Genomic DNA, 16,801 nt, shown 5'->3' with positions numbered 1-16,801 from the left:
GAGCGCGTCAGTCCGGAAAGCGCGCCATCATGGCTGCAAGCCCGGTGCGGTCGAGCGTCGATGGGCGGGGTGAAAGGCCGCCGGCCATGGCGTGAAATTCGATGGGGGTCATGGCCCAGAAGCTGTCGGGGGGAAGCCGCAGCAGGCAAAGACCGACATGCAGGGCGCGGCGCCACGGAAAGGCCGTCGGCCTGCCCTCGTCCGCTCCCTCGGTCGTCTGGCATGCTGCGGCTAGCGAGGGTCCGAGCTCACCTCCAGCGGTTCACCGAGAAAGGTCGCCGCCAGCAGGTCGCCGACGATGGTCGCCGTGGCCGCTATGCCGCCGGCGATACCGGCGCCAGCCACGTCTTCGTCCGAGTAGACATTGCCGCCGCCGCGAAGGCCGGCGCCGATGATCCGGATGAGGTCGGCGGCCTTCAGCCCGCCGGCCGAAAAGCGTGCGGCAAGGCCGGCCAGATCGTCGGCGGCAAAGGCCGTTTCCAGCTCGGCCAGCGCACCCAGCGTCAGGCAGAGGATGCGGCGCTCGCCGTCGATCTCCGCCTCGATCTCGCCGCGACGGCGATTGGCGCGGCACCCGTTGACGGGGCGGTTCATCACAGCGCTCCGAAGGTGATGACACCTGCCGATTCCAGCGCGATGTCGAATGTCACTTCGCCGTTATGCTCGCCGCCATAGTCGAGCGCCGTCACCTGAAAGGCACCGCTCACCGTGCCGAAATCCGGGATGACGACCTGGTAGGACAGGATCGAGCCATTGAAGAAGGCGGAGCGGATCAGCGCGTCGGAGGCGAGGTCCTTGAACAGGCCCGAGCCGGACAGGGCCGCCCGCTGGACGCCTGCGCCCCCCAGCAGCTCGCGCCATCGCCCGGCGCTCTCGGCATCGGTTATGTCGACCGTCTCGGCGTTGAACGACAGCTTCTTGCTGCGAAGCCCTGCCACTGTTTCATAGGCCCCGCCATTGGCGATCTTCAGCAGCAGGTCCTTGCCCTTCTGCGCCACCATCGGAATTTCCTTTCATGGGAGACGGCGCCTGACGGGCGCCTGTGGTTGGATGGAATTGGGGTTGATGCGCGACTGGATAAGCTGGCCCGGCACGACGTGAAAGGACGGACTGGATGTCATTCAGATGTCACTTTGACCTGGCGGTGGAAGCTGTTACGGACATCGACACAGCGAACACGAAGCGCCTCATCGATGCCGAAACCTTTCTCACTGCGCTCGGCGCAGACGGTTGCCGTCCTCAGCGTCACGCAGCTCGTCGGGTGGGGTACGAGCTTCGACATGCTCGGCGTCATGGGGCGCGTCATCGCGCCGGATCTCGGCCTGTCCAACGAAGTCGCTTTTTCCGGGCTGACGATCATGATGGTGGTCGGCGGCCTCGCCAGCCCGGTGACGGGTCGGGCGCTGGCACGGCTCGGCGCGGCGAAGGTTTTGGCGGCCTCTTCGCTTGCCTTTGCCCTCGGCCTCCTGATGCTTGCCGCCTCGCAGGGGATCATCCTCTATGCCATCGCCTGGCTGGTGATGGGAATTGCCGGCGCCATGGGCCTCTCGGCCCCTGCCTACGCCGCCGTCGTCGAACGCGAGGGTCTCAACGGCAAGCGCATCATCACCATCATGATGCTGTTTACCGGCCTGTCGGCGACCATCTTCTGGCCGTTGCTGACGCTGCTCACGGCCCATTTCGGCTGGCGTGCGACCTTTGTCATCTGTGCGGCCGGGCATCTCTTCGTCTGCCTGCCGCTTTATCTGCTTGCCCTGCCAAGGCCGATCGTTGCCGAGCAAGGCGATGCCGGACATCGGACGCCCCCCGTGCCACTGTCTGCTAAGGGCAAGCGCAGGGCATTCGTGCTGATCGCTGCGGCAACGACGATCTCGACCTTCGTGACCTTTGGCCTGGCGCCGTCGCTGCTCGAAATCTTCCGGCAGTACGGCGCTTCGCCGGCGCTGGCATTGCAGCTCGGCTCGGCGCGCGGCATCATCGGCATTTCCGCGCGGCTGGTCGACATGCTGCTTGGTCGGCGCGGAAATCCGCTGCTGAGCGCCATCATCGGCATCGGCCTGATGCTCTCAGGCTTTCTGCTGCTGCTCGTCGCCGGCGCATCGACCACGCAGCTGGTGATCTTCACGCTGCTGTTTGGCTTCGGCTCGGGGGTGATGGCAGTGGCAAGGGCACTGCTGCCGCTGGCGCTGTTTTCTCGCAGCGAATACGGCCTCCATTCGGCGCGGCTTTCGCTGCCGCAGAACCTCGCCAATGCCGTCGCGCCCGTTGTCTTTACCGCAATCCTCGATCGTGCCGGCGCGCCCACGGCGCTGGCTGTCTGCGTGGTGCTGTCGCTGTCGTCGCTGCTCCTGGTTCTCGCACTCGGCCTGCTGGTGCGCCGCGCGACGGCCGCAGGCGCGTTGCTCGCAAAAGCCTGAGAACCGACGGAGCCGCGCCTACAGCTATTCCGTCACGGCCCGAAAACGCATTTCGGCAGAGAATAGCCGCGTCTTCGCCTCGCGCCGGGTTTTGGTGTCGAGATGCTGCAGATTGACCAGCGATACGGTTTCAAGCGGCAGCCTTGCATCCTGCAACAGGCTGCCGACGACGGACGCGATCTGCTGCACCTGCTTCTGACCCGATGCGTCGGACCAGACCTGCAGGGTCAAGACATGCTGCTCGCCCGGTTCTGTCGCCGTCGAGTAATCGGTGGTGACAAGCTCGGAGACGATGACACAAGGCAGATGCCGTCCGGTGACCAGCCGATCGCGAATTCCGTCGACGCCGACAAGCGCCGTCAGGCTTTCGTCTTCGGTTAGCGTAGCGTGGACGGCGCGCAGCAATTCGTTGGCGGCGGCGCTCATTTCGCGCAATCCCGGCAGTTATCGATGCCCGCTGGGCGCCGACCCTGTCGGACAGGCGGTGCCACCAGTTTTGCCATCCAAGCCGCGAGGTCCGGCAGCGTGTAGGTCGATTGCGCGGTCATGCCGTCTTCTCCTCGCAGTAGCAGATCAGATAGCGGCGGCTGTCGTCCGGGTCCCGCGTGCCGCCGATGCAGAAGATGCGGTTGCCCTTGCGAAGGCGCATGCCGGCTGCAACATCGGTGCGATAGCGCAGCCAGATCCGGTGGGTACGCCGGAAAGTGGTGCCCGAGGCTTCCTCTTCGACGACCTCACCGATGGGCTCGATCAGCGCCCAGGCGGATGCCGTCTCGACAAAGACCATGGTGACACCGCCCTGACCGTCGGGCGTCTCGGCCGGCGCCTCGAGATTGAGCCGGGCGGTCATCTGGCCCGGATCGAAGAATGTCGAGCGCATCACAGGCCTCGGATCAGGAAGGGTGCCACCAGCCGGTCGTAGCCGGGCGGGATCAGCGCCGGCTGGTCCTCGATGCCGACGACGCCGCGGCAGGAAAACATCTGCGCCACATGGGTCAGCATCGCCCGTTTCAGCGTGTCCGGCACGGTGTTGGCGGTGTCGCCGAAGCCCGAGAGGAAGTCGATTTCGATGCCGTTGACGGCGCGCCCGGGTGAAAGCCTCCGCGGCAGCATCAGCCGCGCCGGCCGTGCAGCTCCGTCCAGCACATGGCCTTCAAGGCTGGCGTCCGAGGGCGCCCCTTCCCCGTCATAGACGGTAAGGCTTTCAATGACTTGAACCGGACCCCTGGCAATCGGAATCACGCCGTCTTCAGAGATTGAATCAAGATAAAGGCGCCAGCGCTGGGTGATCAGGCTGATGCCGGTCGTGCGTTCCAGGTGGTCGCGGGCAACGATGATCAGCTGGGTGACGAGCTCGTTTTCATCATCCGTATCGAGCCGCAGATGCGCCTTCGCCTCGGCAAGCGTCAGGGCCTCCGAGGCGGACGGAGTGATCAGGGCATAGGTCATGGGGGCTCTTTCATTGGAGATCGTATGGGCGGCGCCCCCTCACCCCGCCCTCTCCCCAAGGGGAGAGGGAGAAGAGATCGAGGCGGTGCCGCTTTCCCCTTCTCCCCCTCGGGGAGAAGGTGGCCGAAGGCCGGATGAGGAGGTTGGGCCGCCGGGTGAAACAGGGTGCGGTGGACACTTTCCAGACGCGGCCCTGCGCCAACGCTTTCCAGCGCGGAGTCTGCGTCTGCCCCCTCACCCTGCCCGCTCCCCAAGGGGAGAGGGAGATGGAGCAAGAGGCGGCGCCGCTTTCCGCTTCTCCCCTTCGGGAGAAGGAGCCGGAGGCCGGATGAGGGGCTTCAGCTGACCGCGAACTTGATCAATTTGATCGCCTCGAAATTCTGCACGCCGCCGCCGACGCGCTTGGTGGTGTAGAACAGCACGTAGGGCTTGGCCGAATAGGGATCGCGCAAGACGCGGATGCCGGTGCGGTCGACGACGAGATAGCCGGCGCGGAAATCGCCGAAGGCGATGGCCACAGCATCCGCTGCGATGTCGGGCATGTCTTCCGCCTCGGCGATCGGAAAGCCCATCAGCGAGGCCGGCTGGCCGGCACCCGATGGCGCACGCCAGAGGTAGTTGCCGTCGGCATCCTTGAACTTGCGGATCGCGGCCTGGCTTCGACGGTTCATGACGAAGGTGCCGTTCTGGCGATGGCCGGCCTTCAGCGCGTAGATCACGTCGATCAGCACATCAGAGGGTCCGGCGGAGCGAAAGCCACCGGCGGCGCCTGTCGCGATATAGCCGAGATTGCCCCAGCTCCAGCCGGCATCGGCGACAGTCGTGTAGGAGAGAAAGCCCTTCGGCTTGTTGACGCCGTCGCCCGATACGAAGGCGGTGCCTTCCTGTTCGGCAAAGACGATATCGACCTCGCCGGAAATCCAGCTCTCGATGTCGACGGCAGCATCGTCGAGCAGCGCCTGGGTGGCAGCCGGCATGGCGTAGAGTTCCATGGTCGGGAAGCTGAGTTCTGCCAGCTGCGGCGCTGTCGTCTGCGGCCGCGCCGCTGTCTCGGACACCCAGCCGGACGCGAGCCCCTGCGTGGTGAACGGCTTCTTCAGGACAGAACCCGAGACCTGGCGGACGGTCGCCAGCGCGCGGATCGGCGAGACGACCGACAGGCGACGGCCGATCTCGGTGTCGGTCTGGTCAGGGACCAGATAGCCGCCGTCGCTGTTGGAGCCGGCCGACAGGGCCTTGGCCTCGATCTCGCGCAGGCCCGCCTCTTCCCCGCGGCGAATGTAGGTCTCGAAGGCGGCCTTGTGTTCGGCGGCATCGGCCGAGCCGGCAAGGCTGCGGCCGAGCGGTGGCCGGGCCTTCTTCAGCACCAGCTGGTCGAGCACCTTCTTGTTGTCGTCCATCGCCTTGTTGATGCGGTCGACCTTTTCGCGCGTCACCACATCGGCGGTGAGCTTTCCCTCGATCTCGCCGAGACGCCGGTCGTTGACGTCCTTGAAGGCCTCGAAGGCCTCCATGAACTCCTCGAAGGCAGCCCCCACGGTATCAGGCACGGTTTTGACTTCCAGGCTACCGCCGCGCGGTGCCGTCGCTGTCTGCTCGCTCATGAAATCATCCTTGTTTGAAGGTTTCGGTCATCAATTGCCGCGCCGCCCGCCTGATATGGCGGACGAGCTCGGTCTCCCTGTCGCGGAACCACCGCGCATTCTTGACATTCTGAACGCGGGCCGAGGGCAGCATCGGAAAGGTGACCACAGAGATCTCCCAGAGGTCTGCCTCGAGGATGCGTCGCACCCCCGATTTCGCGTCGGTCCTGGCGCGCACGGTGCGGAAGCCGATCGACAGACCGTCGAGTGCGGCGTTCTTTAGCAGCTGGTGCACCTCGCGGGCACGGGCGACGCCCTCGGCGAGGATGCCTTCCACATAGAGGCCGCGCTCGTCCTCGCGGATGGTTTTCCAGGTGCCTATCGGTTCGGAGGGATCGTGCTGGAACAGCATCCGCACGCCTGCGGGACCGCGGCTCGCCAGCGAGCGGGTGAAGGCGCCGCGCTCGATGCGATCCTTGCCGAGGTCGACCTCGCCGAAGACGCTGGCATAGCCGGAAAAGCTGCCGTCGCGATTGAGGCCTCTCAATTCGAGACTGGCGAATTTGCAGCTGTCGATGCCCATGGGGGATCGCTCAGACGCGCGGAATGCGGTCATGGTCATGGCTCCGGATGAGGAAGGAAGGTGTGGCGTCAGGCGCCGGGTTTTTCACTGTAGCGGTCGGCCAGGCGCGACAGGATGCCGAGCGCCCACCAGGCGCAAAGGCTGGCGGCGGCTGAACCGGCCAGCATGATCTCGGCGTCCGAGAGCAGGTCGGATAGAGCCAGCCGATCGGCTGCCCAGAGACCGGTCGGGCCGCCGAAGATCACGCCGCAGGCAAGGCCCGTGAAAAAGCGTCCGGCTGCCTCGCGGCGGGTTTTCGGCAGCAGATAGACCAGCGACACCGCTGCTCCTGCGGAAGCCCCGACCAACTTCGTCGCCAGCATCGAGGTATCGCTCGGAAGGTGCGCCATTGTTAATCTCCCTCTGTTAGGATGGATATCTCGGCTCAAGTCCGCAGCGGTGCGTTTGTGCTCAAAAGCGGCGCATGCGCGCTCGCAAGCGGGGCGCCGGTTTTGTTTCCTGAGTCTTTTGAATCGGATCGGGGCCGTCGTTCGCGCGGTGTGCGAAACAGTTCAGACTTTGGTTCAGCCCGTGGCGACGGCATGGCCGTCAGGGTCGGTCCCCGGTAGAGGTTATTTTAGGGGTCGTGGACGCCTATTCTGCGTCGGGAATATCCGGGCCGTCGGCCTTGTCGAGGTCCGGCGTCTGCTGGCGGCCGTGTCGGACGAGCAGGATGACGATCTCGGTTCGATGGATCTCATATTCGATGATATAGGGCGGCGTAACGAACCGCCTCACATCGCCTTGCGCCATGACCGGTGTGCCGACATTCGGATAGTCGGACAGCGTCTTTGCTGCCTGCCGGAACTGGCGGGAGACGCCGGCAGACGCTCTCTTGTTGACACCTGCGAGATACGCTTTTTCGGTGCGGATAAACCGAGCGGCACGCGCCGAGATCCGAACCTTGGTCATGCGGCATCATGCCTCCGAATCGGCTGTTGCTCGCTGTCGGCCTCAAGCTCAGCCAGCAAATCGTCCATGTCGATGACGTCGCCTGCCTCGACTTCGGCTTGCGCCGCCATGATCTGCAGGATGTCATTGCCCTCCTGCATCAGATAGTATTTCAGCGCCCGGACGATCACCCAGCTGCGGCTGCGCTCTGAGGCCTTGGCGATGGTCTCGATGTCCTTCAGGATGTCTTCTGGGATGCGCAGGGCGATCGGGTCGGAGAGAACGGACTTGGTCATCGGATGCTCCTTCAATTTGTTATACGCTGTATAACAAATTTTCGACCGCCCCTCAATATCCGACCGCCTGCCGCTTTTCGGCGTCGGTGAGGAAATCCGCCTGGCCGACCCGCGACCATAGCTCGCCACGCTCGGCGGCAAGGCCGGCGATCTTGTCGAGGTCCGGCTCCAGCCGCAGCCCCTCGCCATAGGCCGTGGCGAACCACAGCGACAGCGCCGCGGCGATACGGGTGAGCAGCGGCAGCACGGTCAGCCGGTAGAAGGCGCGGTTGGCCTCCTGGTAGTTGGCATAGGTGTTGTCGCCGGGAATGCCGAGCAGCATCGGCGGCACGCCGAAGGCAAGCGCGATGTCGCGGGCAGCCCCATTGCGGGCCTCGACGAAATCCATGTCCTTCGGCGACAGGCCCATCGATTTCCAGTCCAGGCCGCCCTCGAGCAGCATCGGCCGGCCGGCGCGGGTCGGCCCGGAATAGCCCTCGTCGAGCTCCTGTTTGAGCCGCTCGTACTGATCCGGCGACAGGTTGCCGCCCTCCTTCGGCTGGTAGACGAGCGCGCCCGAGGGCCGGGCCGAATTGTCGAGCAGCGCCTTGTTCCAGGTGGAGGAGGCATTGTGCAGATCGAGCGCCACCTGGGCGGCGGCGAGCGGAGGAAAGCCGAGATGATCGTCGAGCGGGTGGAACAGCTTCAGGTGCAGCAGTGTCAACCCGTCGCTCTCGGCCGAAAAACGGCGCACGAGCCCGCCGACGCGGTATTCATAGGCCTCCGGCCAGCCATCGCGGCCTTCGACGATGGCGATGCGATCCGGCCTTAGCAGATGCAGTTCGCGCAGTTCGTCGCCGACCGTGAGCGGCTCGACATAGGCATTGCCCGACAAAAGCAGATGCCCATGCAGCGCCTCGAAGAAATCGGGGCCCGCCATGCGGCTGTTCGGCCGGCGCATCAGCGACAGCAGCGGATGCGCACCGATCTCCCGGTCGCCCTCGTAGAGCAGCCAGGAAACGGAGCTTGCCGCCTCGGCAATCAGCCGCACCGAGCGATGGGCGACGGGGTTCTTCATGAACCCCTCGCGCGCCAGCGCCTGATAGGACCGCCCCGTCCAATGCGCCCGCCCCTCCGATGTCAGCTGCAGGAGGGAACCGGTGGCCTTGTGCTCGGGCACAGGCCTGCGGCCCGTCGCGGCGGAACGCCACGGCAGGGTGAATGGGAGTTTCATCCGGGAGTGTCCTTTTTAGGTTGCAGGTTTTTAGCGTGCGCAGGGCCCAGATTAGGGCACTAATCGGCGGCTCTAAGCCACTTCCGCCTTCAAGAGGTAGCCGTGTGGGATACAGCCCCGCCTCCCACTAGCGGCCTATGGCGACTACGCGCCCCATCCATCGACTAAGAACTCGTAAAACGACGGCCAATCGTCGCTAACTACCAAATTTACGAGTGGAACCGGCAGAGCCGCCCAAAGAGCGACCTGCTCAACTGTACGACTGCCTGCGTTCAAATGTGCCCTCGCCTCTTCCCTTGCGCGAAGAGGGAACAATATTGCTAGCGCCTGATATATCGCCAACTTATCTTTTGCCGCCATCAAATCAGCTATGCCGAAATCCTCTGTCGACAGCGGACCCAATACCTTATCGAGCAACGCTTCCAGCTCGTCTTCAGTATTGGTTTGCTCCGCCGCAGTATCGCAGACGTGGATCAGTTCCTTGCCACACACTAGACGTTGCCAGGCCATGTCTAGATGTTGAGAAAAAACGATAAGCGTCACGAACTCGGGCGCACTATAGACGCCAGAATGGGTCGTGTACTGATAAAACACGCCTTGCACAGTCGCGGGATCTACATCTTCCGGGTGAAATATAATGCTATCTTGAAATCCAGCCAACACTAGCTCACTCGCTAGCTCTTCTATCTCCACAGGCATATTGCCTTCCAGTTTCCCGGCGGCTGCAAGTAAATTCTTTAAGTACATCTACTGACTTGCCCAACAAAAAAGGCTCGGACTAATCCGAGCCTAATGATTCGAATACACATTTATATCCGCTTTAGTTGAACGCTTCAAGTTTGCACTTTTTCATACCAGTGCGGGGCGGCTCATTTTTTAAACCACCCACCATGGCGCTGCGCAACATATCTGCGGCAGCATCCGAAAGCTTAGCTGACGTAAGCCCCCGATTTGAGCCCGGAAAAAACTTTATGTTTACCAACTCTCGACCTTCTTCGAAAAGAAGAGAGTGGAGCTTACTTTTAGTCTGCTCTGTCATCTAGACACTCCTTCTGTTTCTTGCATTCGACCCTCCCGAGGCAGCCTGCAGAAATAACGACACATTCTGATGAATGTTCCACGTGTTAAAAACCGGTGCAAGCTAGTCAGCCGCACCGCTGACACAAATACCACTTCGAGGCGAAATGCAAATTACAATCCGCCTAGGTGGTATCTGGCATCATTCTTCGACCATATAATGTTGCATTGCGGCAACATCAAGCTTGGCGGACTGACATTCCTGTGATGCACTGTTCCAATAGAATCTATTACAGAAACATTAATCAGACATTAGCGTGAAACATGCTCTTGCCTATCCCAAATTTCATCCATAACAAATCACAACATTGTGCCACGAACAAGCCTGGCGACGCATATTTTGCGCTGACTGCAGGTACAACTTGCGACCTCCCCTTAGATCGCCTCCCGCACCGCCGTCCCGCTCTCATAATCCGCCGCAATCCGCATCTCGCGCAACGGCCGGACCCTCTCAATCGAGATCTGATAATTCGGATGCGCCTTATAGGCCGCCAGTGCGGCCTCGTCGTCGAACTCGCCGTAGACCACGAGGTCGACATCGGTGCCGAGCTGGTCGGTCTTGACGTTGGTGCCGATCTCCAGCAGCCGGGCGTGGGGGATTTCCGTCAGGATCGAGAGCCCCGCCCTGACCGCTTCCAGATTGGCCCGGTCGGCGACGTTGAAGAAGACGATATGACGGATCATGCGCGGCACTCCTCAGGCACTTTGTCTGCCGCAGCGGTTAGCATGCGGGCGCCGGGCGTTCAACGGCGGCAAGGTGCCATACGGCGGGCCTGCCTTAGGCGGCCAGGTCCAGCGCCATCTCAGCGGTGATCTTTTCCCAGGGAACGGAAATGGCGCCGTCCGCATCGCGGTCGACAAGGCCGGCCACCATCAGCGCATGCACGTCGCGATGGACGCCGCGATAATCGCGCTTCAGGAGTTGGGACAGATGGCGGATCGAGGTCGCGCCGTTGCCACGCAGTGTCCGCAGCAGCTGCCAGCGGCCGGCCGTCAGCACGGTGAGGAGATTTTCCATGCTTTCGAAAGCCAGGTTGCCTGTCGCTTCGCCAGCGCCACCCTTGTCGATTGCGCGCGCAGCGCTCGCGGTTTCGGCGAAGAACGTGTCGAGGTTCGAGATATGCAGCTTAACGTCCTTCACCCTCAACCTCCCGCCTTACATCCCGCTCGAAGTCGCGGATCAATTGCTCCAGGGTCGTAAAAATATAGTCTTCTTCCACTGTCCGGTAATGCCGATGATCGCCCTTACCGGCTTCGTTGTCATAGGCGACAATCCGCTCGCCGTGTTGGCCATAGAACAGCGAGTACTTCAGTCCGTGCGGACGCTCCTCATCCGAAGTGGGCAAGCGCCAGACGCGCACCTGCACGATGGCCCCAGATGCCAACCAGAATTTGTTATCGATCAAGAGCGTGGCGCGCGGCATCCTATGTCATAGATAGCATATGGAGCGAGCGCCATCAATGATTGTCATCCCCCGACAGACGAGAGTGACTCATCTCCCCAAAAAACGAAACGGCAGCCCAGCGGCTGCCGTCAGACTGCTGACAAGGCATATCTGACAACTCCGCAGGTGACTTGGGAATTGATCCGGTTGCGAAACTCCCCATCCTCGCCCTCGTGGCGGGGATCCAGTCAGCTCAAGTCCTTGAGCTGAAAGAGTCTTTTGACCCGACGGACGTCGGGTCGCTGGATCCCCGCCACAAGGGCGAGGATGAGGGAGAACAGGGTATCGCTCTCGTCAAACAGCTTCTTTAGGGTTTGTCAGCAGTCTGACGACAGCCCACAGGCTGCCGTCCTCGACACTAACCCTGCCGTCCCGACATTGACCCTGGCAGCCTCAATTCGTCGATGCGCCGTCCGAGGCGGTGAGGCCGACGGTGCGGCCGGGGAAGCCGGCGGCGTCGTAGTATCGGGTGTCGCCGACCATCTGCAGGTTGATGACGGTCTTCAGGCCGTTGGCCGATGGCTCCGACACCAGCATCTTGGTCGTGACCTCCGGCATCGTGCCGTCCTTCATCGCTTCGGTGATGACGCGGCCGACGAGCTTGCCCTTGTCTTCGGTCTTCAAGTCGAGGATGCGGGCGATGGTCTTGCCGACATCGGCGTTGCTGGTCGGTGCTGCGTCGACGAAGCCGGACTTGAAGTCCGGGCCGATCATCGCCTGGAAGTTCCAGGTGTCGGCGCGGCTGAACGAGCCGTGCATGCCCTGGCCCTGCTGCAGGCCGGTGTCGGACACCTCGGCAGCGCAGCGCTCCGGCTGGCCGCAGATGGTGGAGAAGGAGCGGAAGTTGACGGCAATCGCCGGCATCGGCGTGACAGCCGTGCCCTCGAGGGCGATATCGTCGAGGCTGAGAGTGCCCGGGAAGGCGCCCAGCGATTTCGCGACGAAGATGCCGCTGACATAGTCCTGCTTCAGGAGCGCGTCGACGACGTTTTTCGCCATCGCCTTGTCGCCGTCGGGCAGGTAGATCAGGTCGGAGCCGCCGTTGGCAGCAACCACGACCTTGGGGTGATCCTTGTCGCCGCCGATCAGGCCGTTGCCGCTCTTCGGATGCTGGCCGGCGTCGATCGCCTTGTAGTCCTGGTCGGGGTCGATCAGCGGCAGGCCCAGCGCCTTGGCAAGATCGAGCGACAGGAAACCGACCGGAAGCAGGCCTGCCGGCACGTCGGCATAGCTTGCCTTGGCGGCATCGCTCGTCTGGCTCTGCTTGGAGATGGTCGAGAAGCCGTGGTCGGCGGTGACGATGATGTCGGTCGTGTCGGCCAGCCCCTGCTCCTGGAGGGCGGCGCGCAGGCGGCCGAGGTCGTCGTCGGCGTTGCGGATGGCGGCAAGCGAGGTCGGGCCGTTGATGCCGGGCACCAGCTTGCCGAGGCTGTCGCCCTGGTTATGCTGGGTGCCATCGGGGTCGCGCGACCAGAACACCATGACGAAGGGCTTGTGCTTGTCGGCCAACTCCGGCAGCACGGCGCGGGTGGCGGCGGCGGCGAAATAGTCCTGCTGGATGGTGTTGGCCGACTTCGTGCCGGGCGTCTGGAAATCGCCGGCCTTGCCGTTCGGGCCAAGGGCGGGGGCTGCCAGCGGCAGGCCGGCCGCCTTCAGGCGCTCCTGGGTCTCGGCGGACAGCGGAATGCCCTTATCGCTGCCGGTCGCGTCGTCGATCAGCACGGTCTTTTCGCCGGTCCGCTCGGTGTGGTCGAAGATCAGCGCCGGGCCGAGCTTGCCGATCGAGGCGGTGCTGAAACCCTTGTCGCGGGCCAGCTGCAAAATGGTCGCCTCGTTAAGGTAGTTGCCGGAGAAATGCTCATCGACATCGCCGAGAACGGGATCGCTTTCCAGAAACGGCGTCAGGCTCTTGCCGGCGCCGGGAACCTGGAAGCCGGTATAGATGGTGTTGGAAAAATCGCCGGTGTCGCCGAGCATGTGGCCGGTCGCCAGCGCCGAGGCGTTGGCCGTCGTGAAGGTCGGAAACAGCGAATGGCTGTTGCGCAGATAGACGCCGTTGCGGGCGAGCGCTGCCATGTTCGGCGCCGTCGTGTCGTCGACCAGCGGGCTGCGCAGCCCGTCGGCCACGAACAGGATGACATTGTGCGGCTGGTCGGCAGCCTGCGCAGCGCCAAGCGTGCCGAGGCTGGCAACGCTTGCTGCCAGCAGGGCAGAGAGGAATTTCAATGTCATGGGTATCTCCGATGTCTTCACTGGCGCCGACGCTAGCCCTGCGGATTGACAGTTTCGTGACAGTTTTGGGGCTTGCAGCGCCGCAGCGCGGTCACATTGTGATGAGGCCGGCGCGTGCCAGCCTCGGCTACGTCCCATCGTGTTTTCAGAACGTCCATCCTGTGCAATAAATAGCTTGGACCCCGCGCTTTCAAATGTTCTATCGGGATGTCGCAACCGTGATCGACACCAGAGTGAAAACGCTCCGGGGCAATGTTCTCGGCGAATTGTTCGAAGGACCCGATGGCGCTGAGACCGGCGTCGTCGTGCTCAGTGGCTCCAGCGGTAGGCTGGACACTGAACGGGCCAAACTGTTCGCAAACGCAGGAACGAAGGCGCTTGCCCTGCAATGGTTCGGCGGCGTCGGGCAGGCTGCAGGCATCTGCGAGATCCCGCTGGAGACATTTTTTTCGGCGACGGACTACCTTTTATCGCTCGGCTGTCGCCGCGTTGTCTTTGTGGGAACTTCCAAGGGTGCCGAGGCGGCATTGCTGGTCGCGGGGCTCGACAGCCGCGTCAGCACTGTCGTTGCCATCAATGGTCCATCCGTTGTCTGGGGTAACATCGGCGCCGGCAAGGACGGGGTCGCCTGGCCCGAGCGATCATCATGGTCTCTGGCTGGTCGGCCGCTCGACTTCGTCCCTTTCGTTCCGGGATGGCAACCGGTACAGCGCGACGGATTGGTATCCTATTGCGAGCTCTTCACGCACTGCCTAGGCAATGCGTGTCGCAGCGAGGCTCAGATACCAATCGAGACGGCGGAAGCAGACATTCTGCTCATCGCCGGTGGAGACGATGCAGTTTGGCCAAGTGCACGTTTCGCCGAGGCGCTTGTCAAACGGCGGAAAGACTACCACAGGCCTGTCTCGCTCTTTTACGACAAAGGCGCCGGGCACCGCATCCTGTTTCCCGGCGAGAAAACGCCCCGATCTACATTGCATGCCCATGGCGGATCGGACGAAGCCGATGCGCGGCTCGGGCTCGCAGCTTGGCCGGACGTGCTCAAGCTTCTCCAGACGCCCGATCCCGAAAAATTCTCTACCGCTCTTACATCCTGCAACGGTCCGCCTAAATAGCGGCTCAAGAGGGCGGTGATGCGTTTGGTGCATGCCCTAAGACGAGGTCATTGCATGGGTGTGGTTGCTTCCTTTCTCTATCGCGACGGCGTGCGTGCCGAGAGCATTGCTCTGTCGGATGCCGCGCCACCAGCGGGCGAAAACGAGTTCATCTGGATCGGCCTGCACGACCCGACCGTCGACGAGATGCAGACGCTGCAGAACAAATTCGGCCTGCACCGCCTGGCCGTCGAGGATGCGCTCAACACCAGCCAGGTGCCGAAAGTCGATGTCTATGGCGAGCAGCTGTTCGTGCTGGTCAAGACCGCGCATCTCACCGGCGACGACATCGAGTATGGCGAAACGGCGATCTTTGTCGGCAAGCGGCACATCATCACCGTCCGGCACGGCTCCGACCGCGGCCACAGCAAGCTGCGCGGCCAGCTCGAGGAGGCGCCGCAGCTGCTGACGCACGGCACCGACTACGTGCTGCACGCCATCATCGATTTCATCGTCGACGGCTACCTGCCCGTCGTCCAGACGATCGAGGACCATGTGCTCGGCATGGAGAGCCGCATGCTCGATTCCTTTCTCGAGCGTCCGCAGATCACCCGCCTGTTCCAGCTGCGCCGCCAGGTCATCCTGTTCCAGCGCGTGCTCGGGCCGATGTCGGAACTCTGCGGCAAGCTGGTCCATCTCGACCTGCCCTGCCTCGACTATGAGGCCAAGCCCTATTTCCGCGACGTGCTCGACCATGTCCACCGGGTGGAGTCGATGGTCGCCGGGCTGCGCGACGTCATCACCTCGGTGTTCGAGGCCAGCAATCTGCTCGAGCAACAACGCCAGGGCGTCATCACCCGACAGCTGGCGGCCTGGGCGGCGATCCTTGCCGTGCCGACGGCGATTGCCGGCATCTACGGCATGAATTTCGAAAACATGCCCGAGCTGAAGACCGAGTATGGCTATTATGTCGTGCTCGGCGTCATCGTCGTGCTCTGTGGCGGGCTTTACATCCGCTTCAAGCAGACCCGCTGGATCTGACGGCACTGCTCCGCGCTATTGAATCGGAAGCATTCCGCACCCAACTGTAGATCATGTCCACACACGCAATACCGACGTTCGAACATCACATCACGATCTCCCCTCGGGATATCGACCACATGGGGCATGTCAACAACGCCGTGTACCTGCAGTGGGTGCAGGAAACCATCGTCAACTACTGGAAGCACATTGCGCCAACGGAAGCCCGGACCGAGCTCCTCTGGGTGGCGCTGAAGCACGAGATCACTTACCGGGCGCCCCTCTTCCTCGACGACAATGTCGAAGCGCTGGTCACGGCGACGGAAACCCGCGGTTCGCGGGCATCGTTCAAGACGATCTTCAAGCGCGGCAAGGATATCTCGGCCGAGGTCATCAGCTCCTGGTGCTGCATAGACGCCGCCACGCGCAAGCCGCGGCGCCTTGCCCACGACATCGTCCGAAAGTTTCTGCCGGATTGAGATCGGCTTCCTTCCCGACGCGTCTCGCCGATCAACCCACCGTATAGCTCAGCGCAGCGTAATAGGCCTTGCCGTAGCCGGCGATCGCATCGGCGCGATCGAGTCCGTTGACGATGCGGCGGGCGTTGACCCAGTCGCTCTTCGTCGTGTTGAAATAGTCACCGAGCTTGTGGCCGGTGAAGCTGCCGTTCAGCATGCCGTGGAAGATGATCTTGACGGCGACGCCCAGCTCCAGGGCTCGATCCGGGTCGCCGACGAGGTCGACATTGATCGCATCGCCGAGCGTCTTGTAATTGGCCTTGAAAGTGAGCTGCACCAGACCACGCCCGAACCAGTATTTTCCGTCCGGATCCCTGCGCCAGTACTGGGTCTTCACCCAGGTGAGCTTTCCCGCATCCCAGGCTGCCTCGAGCCTGGCCGCCGCCTGCTCGTCGCTGTTGGCCAAGGTTTCGCGGACCGCATGCATCGTAAACGCAGTTTCGTGATAGGCGGTCGCCAGGATATAGGCGAGCCATCGGTCGTCGCTCTTTGCATGGTTTTTCTCCCAGGCATCGAGAATGGCTTCGTGGCCCTCGAGCTGCGATGTGTTCAGCCCGTGCGGATAGAGCTTCTCGCGGACGTGGTCGAAGAAGAAATCGCGGTTTATCGTCATCGCATTCTCCACGGCCTCGCCTAACTCAGGCCAAACAGGTTGATCTACCGGCGCAAGGCGACGCCAGACTCACTTCTCCCAAAACTTCATGATTTTATGAACCCAACCTCAAGATGTTCATAGCCACACATCTATCTTTCGGTTGCAACAACTTTGGAAGCAGATCGGCCAAACATCGTTTATGGCGAAGGGACCAAGCGCGAGCAGCTGGCTCTTCCACATCTTCAATCGATTTAAAATAAATTCAATCGTTTAGTGACATTAACCCACTGATTTACAAATGCTTTGAGCTGTGGAACTTTGGTGTCACAAATTCGTTATCGGCCCAGTC

The 16,801-nt window shown here is 62.4% G+C and carries 22 protein-coding genes and 1 pseudogene; 4 read left to right on the top strand and 19 right to left on the bottom strand.

Annotated features, from left to right (window positions below; genetic code table 11):
* Positions 1–7 precede the first annotated feature (7 nt).
* The 3 genes and pseudogenes from VH564_RS02905 to VH564_RS02895 form a co-directional block, all read right to left on the bottom strand.
* Positions 8–169, bottom strand: a pseudogene (locus VH564_RS02905) (rcc01693 family protein); the annotation flags it as partial.
* 62 nt (positions 170–231) lie between these two features.
* Complete coding sequence (locus VH564_RS02900) at positions 232–594, bottom strand: gene transfer agent family protein (RefSeq protein ID WP_423338311.1); 363 nt, start codon at positions 592–594, stop codon at positions 232–234.
* Complete coding sequence (locus VH564_RS02895; RefSeq protein ID WP_423338310.1) at positions 594–1,001, bottom strand: phage major tail protein, TP901-1 family; 408 nt, start codon at positions 999–1,001, stop codon at positions 594–596. The genes VH564_RS02900 and VH564_RS02895 overlap by 1 nt, the downstream gene beginning before the upstream one ends.
* Before the next feature lie 192 nt (positions 1,002–1,193).
* Here VH564_RS02895 and VH564_RS02890 point away from each other — a divergent pair, with 192 nt between their 5' ends.
* Complete coding sequence (locus VH564_RS02890) at positions 1,194–2,417, top strand: MFS transporter (RefSeq protein ID WP_423338309.1); 1,224 nt, start codon at positions 1,194–1,196, stop codon at positions 2,415–2,417.
* A 24-nt stretch (positions 2,418–2,441) separates the two neighbouring features.
* On the opposite strand, the gene VH564_RS02885 is transcribed toward VH564_RS02890, so the two are convergent.
* The 15 genes from VH564_RS02885 to VH564_RS02815 form a co-directional block, all read right to left on the bottom strand.
* On the bottom strand, positions 2,442–2,843 hold the full coding sequence (locus tag VH564_RS02885; protein ID WP_423338308.1) for a DUF3168 domain-containing protein: 402 nt from the start codon (positions 2,841–2,843) through the stop codon (positions 2,442–2,444).
* A 118-nt stretch (positions 2,844–2,961) separates the two neighbouring features.
* Positions 2,962–3,297, bottom strand: coding sequence for a phage head closure protein (locus VH564_RS02880; RefSeq protein ID WP_423338307.1), 336 nt, complete (start codon positions 3,295–3,297; stop codon positions 2,962–2,964).
* Positions 3,297–3,866, bottom strand: coding sequence for a head-tail connector protein (locus tag VH564_RS02875; RefSeq protein ID WP_423338306.1), 570 nt, complete (start codon positions 3,864–3,866; stop codon positions 3,297–3,299). The genes VH564_RS02880 and VH564_RS02875 overlap by 1 nt, the downstream gene beginning before the upstream one ends.
* A gap of 338 nt (positions 3,867–4,204) precedes the next feature.
* Positions 4,205–5,470 carry a phage major capsid protein gene (locus VH564_RS02870; RefSeq protein WP_423338305.1) on the bottom strand — a complete coding sequence of 422 codons (1,266 nt, stop codon included), beginning with the start codon at positions 5,468–5,470 and terminating at the stop codon, positions 4,205–4,207.
* Between the two features lie 4 nt (positions 5,471–5,474).
* A complete protein-coding gene (locus VH564_RS02865) occupies positions 5,475–6,065 on the bottom strand; it encodes an HK97 family phage prohead protease (RefSeq protein ID WP_423338304.1) in 591 nt (196 codons plus the stop codon).
* 35 nt (positions 6,066–6,100) lie between these two features.
* Complete coding sequence (locus tag VH564_RS02860) at positions 6,101–6,421, bottom strand: DUF6107 family protein (protein ID WP_423338303.1); 321 nt, start codon at positions 6,419–6,421, stop codon at positions 6,101–6,103.
* Positions 6,422–6,665: 244 nt separating this feature from the next.
* Positions 6,666–6,983: a type II toxin-antitoxin system RelE/ParE family toxin gene (locus VH564_RS02855; protein WP_423338302.1), complete on the bottom strand. Its 318-nt coding sequence runs from the start codon at positions 6,981–6,983 to the stop codon at positions 6,666–6,668.
* The gene (locus tag VH564_RS02850; RefSeq protein ID WP_423338301.1) at positions 6,980–7,258 is read right to left on the bottom strand and encodes a CopG family ribbon-helix-helix protein; all 279 of its coding nucleotides are present in this window, start codon (positions 7,256–7,258) and stop codon (positions 6,980–6,982) included. Before VH564_RS02850 ends, VH564_RS02855 begins: the two co-directional genes overlap by 4 nt.
* 52 nt (positions 7,259–7,310) lie before the next feature.
* Positions 7,311–8,471, bottom strand: a complete 1,161-nt coding sequence (locus VH564_RS02845) for a phage portal protein (RefSeq protein WP_423338300.1) — start codon at positions 8,469–8,471, stop codon at positions 7,311–7,313.
* Between the two features lie 144 nt (positions 8,472–8,615).
* Positions 8,616–9,218: a hypothetical protein gene (locus VH564_RS02840; RefSeq protein ID WP_423338299.1), complete on the bottom strand. Its 603-nt coding sequence runs from the start codon at positions 9,216–9,218 to the stop codon at positions 8,616–8,618.
* Positions 9,219–9,291: 73 nt separating this feature from the next.
* Positions 9,292–9,510 carry a hypothetical protein gene (locus VH564_RS02835; RefSeq protein ID WP_423338298.1) on the bottom strand — a complete coding sequence of 73 codons (219 nt, stop codon included), beginning with the start codon at positions 9,508–9,510 and terminating at the stop codon, positions 9,292–9,294.
* Positions 9,511–9,923: 413 nt separating this feature from the next.
* On the bottom strand, positions 9,924–10,232 hold the full coding sequence (locus VH564_RS02830; RefSeq protein WP_423338297.1) for a Dabb family protein: 309 nt from the start codon (positions 10,230–10,232) through the stop codon (positions 9,924–9,926).
* Positions 10,233–10,326: 94 nt separating this feature from the next.
* On the bottom strand, positions 10,327–10,689 hold the full coding sequence (locus tag VH564_RS02825) for a hypothetical protein (protein WP_423338296.1): 363 nt from the start codon (positions 10,687–10,689) through the stop codon (positions 10,327–10,329).
* Positions 10,676–10,972, bottom strand: a complete 297-nt coding sequence (locus VH564_RS02820) for a toxin-antitoxin system TumE family protein (protein WP_423338295.1) — start codon at positions 10,970–10,972, stop codon at positions 10,676–10,678. Before VH564_RS02820 ends, VH564_RS02825 begins: the two co-directional genes overlap by 14 nt.
* A gap of 414 nt (positions 10,973–11,386) precedes the next feature.
* Complete coding sequence (locus VH564_RS02815) at positions 11,387–13,225, bottom strand: alkaline phosphatase family protein (RefSeq protein ID WP_423338294.1); 1,839 nt, start codon at positions 13,223–13,225, stop codon at positions 11,387–11,389.
* Between the two features lie 218 nt (positions 13,226–13,443).
* On the opposite strand from VH564_RS02815, the gene VH564_RS02810 reads away from it, so the two are divergent.
* The 3 genes from VH564_RS02810 to VH564_RS02800 are packed head-to-tail and all read left to right on the top strand — an operon-like array spanning position 13,444 to position 15,818.
* Positions 13,444–14,340 carry an acyl-CoA thioester hydrolase/BAAT C-terminal domain-containing protein gene (locus VH564_RS02810; protein WP_423338293.1) on the top strand — a complete coding sequence of 299 codons (897 nt, stop codon included), beginning with the start codon at positions 13,444–13,446 and terminating at the stop codon, positions 14,338–14,340.
* A gap of 54 nt (positions 14,341–14,394) precedes the next feature.
* On the top strand, positions 14,395–15,360 hold the full coding sequence (locus tag VH564_RS02805; protein ID WP_423338292.1) for a magnesium and cobalt transport protein CorA: 966 nt from the start codon (positions 14,395–14,397) through the stop codon (positions 15,358–15,360).
* A gap of 53 nt (positions 15,361–15,413) precedes the next feature.
* Positions 15,414–15,818 (top strand): acyl-CoA thioesterase, encoded by a 405-nt coding sequence (locus VH564_RS02800; protein WP_423338291.1) that lies wholly within the window; start codon positions 15,414–15,416, stop codon positions 15,816–15,818.
* A 31-nt stretch (positions 15,819–15,849) separates the two neighbouring features.
* On the opposite strand, the gene VH564_RS02795 is transcribed toward VH564_RS02800, so the two are convergent.
* Positions 15,850–16,470, bottom strand: coding sequence for a glycoside hydrolase family 19 protein (locus tag VH564_RS02795; protein WP_423338290.1), 621 nt, complete (start codon positions 16,468–16,470; stop codon positions 15,850–15,852).
* Between the last annotated feature and the right edge of the window lie 331 nt (positions 16,471–16,801).

This window comes from Rhizobium sp. HT1-10 (assembly GCF_049472505.1).
Lineage (GTDB): Bacteria > Pseudomonadota > Alphaproteobacteria > Rhizobiales > Rhizobiaceae > Rhizobium.
This window is presented reverse-complemented; position numbering and strand designations above follow the sequence as displayed.

Coding starts and splice junctions, on each gene's coding strand:
- VH564_RS02845 (WP_423338300.1), bottom strand. CDS start 8,471: ATGAAACTCCCATTCACCCTGCCGTGGCGTTCCGCCGCGACGGGCCGC.
- VH564_RS02880 (WP_423338307.1), bottom strand. CDS start 3,297: ATGCGCTCGACATTCTTCGATCCGGGCCAGATGACCGCCCGGCTCAAT.
- VH564_RS02800 (WP_423338291.1), top strand. CDS start 15,414: ATGTCCACACACGCAATACCGACGTTCGAACATCACATCACGATCTCC.
- VH564_RS02870 (WP_423338305.1), bottom strand. CDS start 5,470: ATGAGCGAGCAGACAGCGACGGCACCGCGCGGCGGTAGCCTGGAAGTC.
- VH564_RS02820 (WP_423338295.1), bottom strand. CDS start 10,972: ATGCCGCGCGCCACGCTCTTGATCGATAACAAATTCTGGTTGGCATCT.
- VH564_RS02815 (WP_423338294.1), bottom strand. CDS start 13,225: ATGACATTGAAATTCCTCTCTGCCCTGCTGGCAGCAAGCGTTGCCAGC.
- VH564_RS02840 (WP_423338299.1), bottom strand. CDS start 9,218: ATGTACTTAAAGAATTTACTTGCAGCCGCCGGGAAACTGGAAGGCAAT.
- VH564_RS02860 (WP_423338303.1), bottom strand. CDS start 6,421: ATGGCGCACCTTCCGAGCGATACCTCGATGCTGGCGACGAAGTTGGTC.
- VH564_RS02895 (WP_423338310.1), bottom strand. CDS start 1,001: ATGGTGGCGCAGAAGGGCAAGGACCTGCTGCTGAAGATCGCCAATGGC.
- VH564_RS02850 (WP_423338301.1), bottom strand. CDS start 7,258: ATGACCAAGTCCGTTCTCTCCGACCCGATCGCCCTGCGCATCCCAGAA.
- VH564_RS02830 (WP_423338297.1), bottom strand. CDS start 10,232: ATGATCCGTCATATCGTCTTCTTCAACGTCGCCGACCGGGCCAATCTG.
- VH564_RS02865 (WP_423338304.1), bottom strand. CDS start 6,065: ATGACCGCATTCCGCGCGTCTGAGCGATCCCCCATGGGCATCGACAGC.
- VH564_RS02900 (WP_423338311.1), bottom strand. CDS start 594: ATGAACCGCCCCGTCAACGGGTGCCGCGCCAATCGCCGTCGCGGCGAG.
- VH564_RS02890 (WP_423338309.1), top strand. CDS start 1,194: ATGCCGAAACCTTTCTCACTGCGCTCGGCGCAGACGGTTGCCGTCCTC.
- VH564_RS02875 (WP_423338306.1), bottom strand. CDS start 3,866: ATGACCTATGCCCTGATCACTCCGTCCGCCTCGGAGGCCCTGACGCTT.
- VH564_RS02795 (WP_423338290.1), bottom strand. CDS start 16,470: ATGACGATAAACCGCGATTTCTTCTTCGACCACGTCCGCGAGAAGCTC.
- VH564_RS02805 (WP_423338292.1), top strand. CDS start 14,395: ATGGGTGTGGTTGCTTCCTTTCTCTATCGCGACGGCGTGCGTGCCGAG.
- VH564_RS02835 (WP_423338298.1), bottom strand. CDS start 9,510: ATGACAGAGCAGACTAAAAGTAAGCTCCACTCTCTTCTTTTCGAAGAA.
- VH564_RS02885 (WP_423338308.1), bottom strand. CDS start 2,843: ATGAGCGCCGCCGCCAACGAATTGCTGCGCGCCGTCCACGCTACGCTA.
- VH564_RS02855 (WP_423338302.1), bottom strand. CDS start 6,983: ATGACCAAGGTTCGGATCTCGGCGCGTGCCGCTCGGTTTATCCGCACC.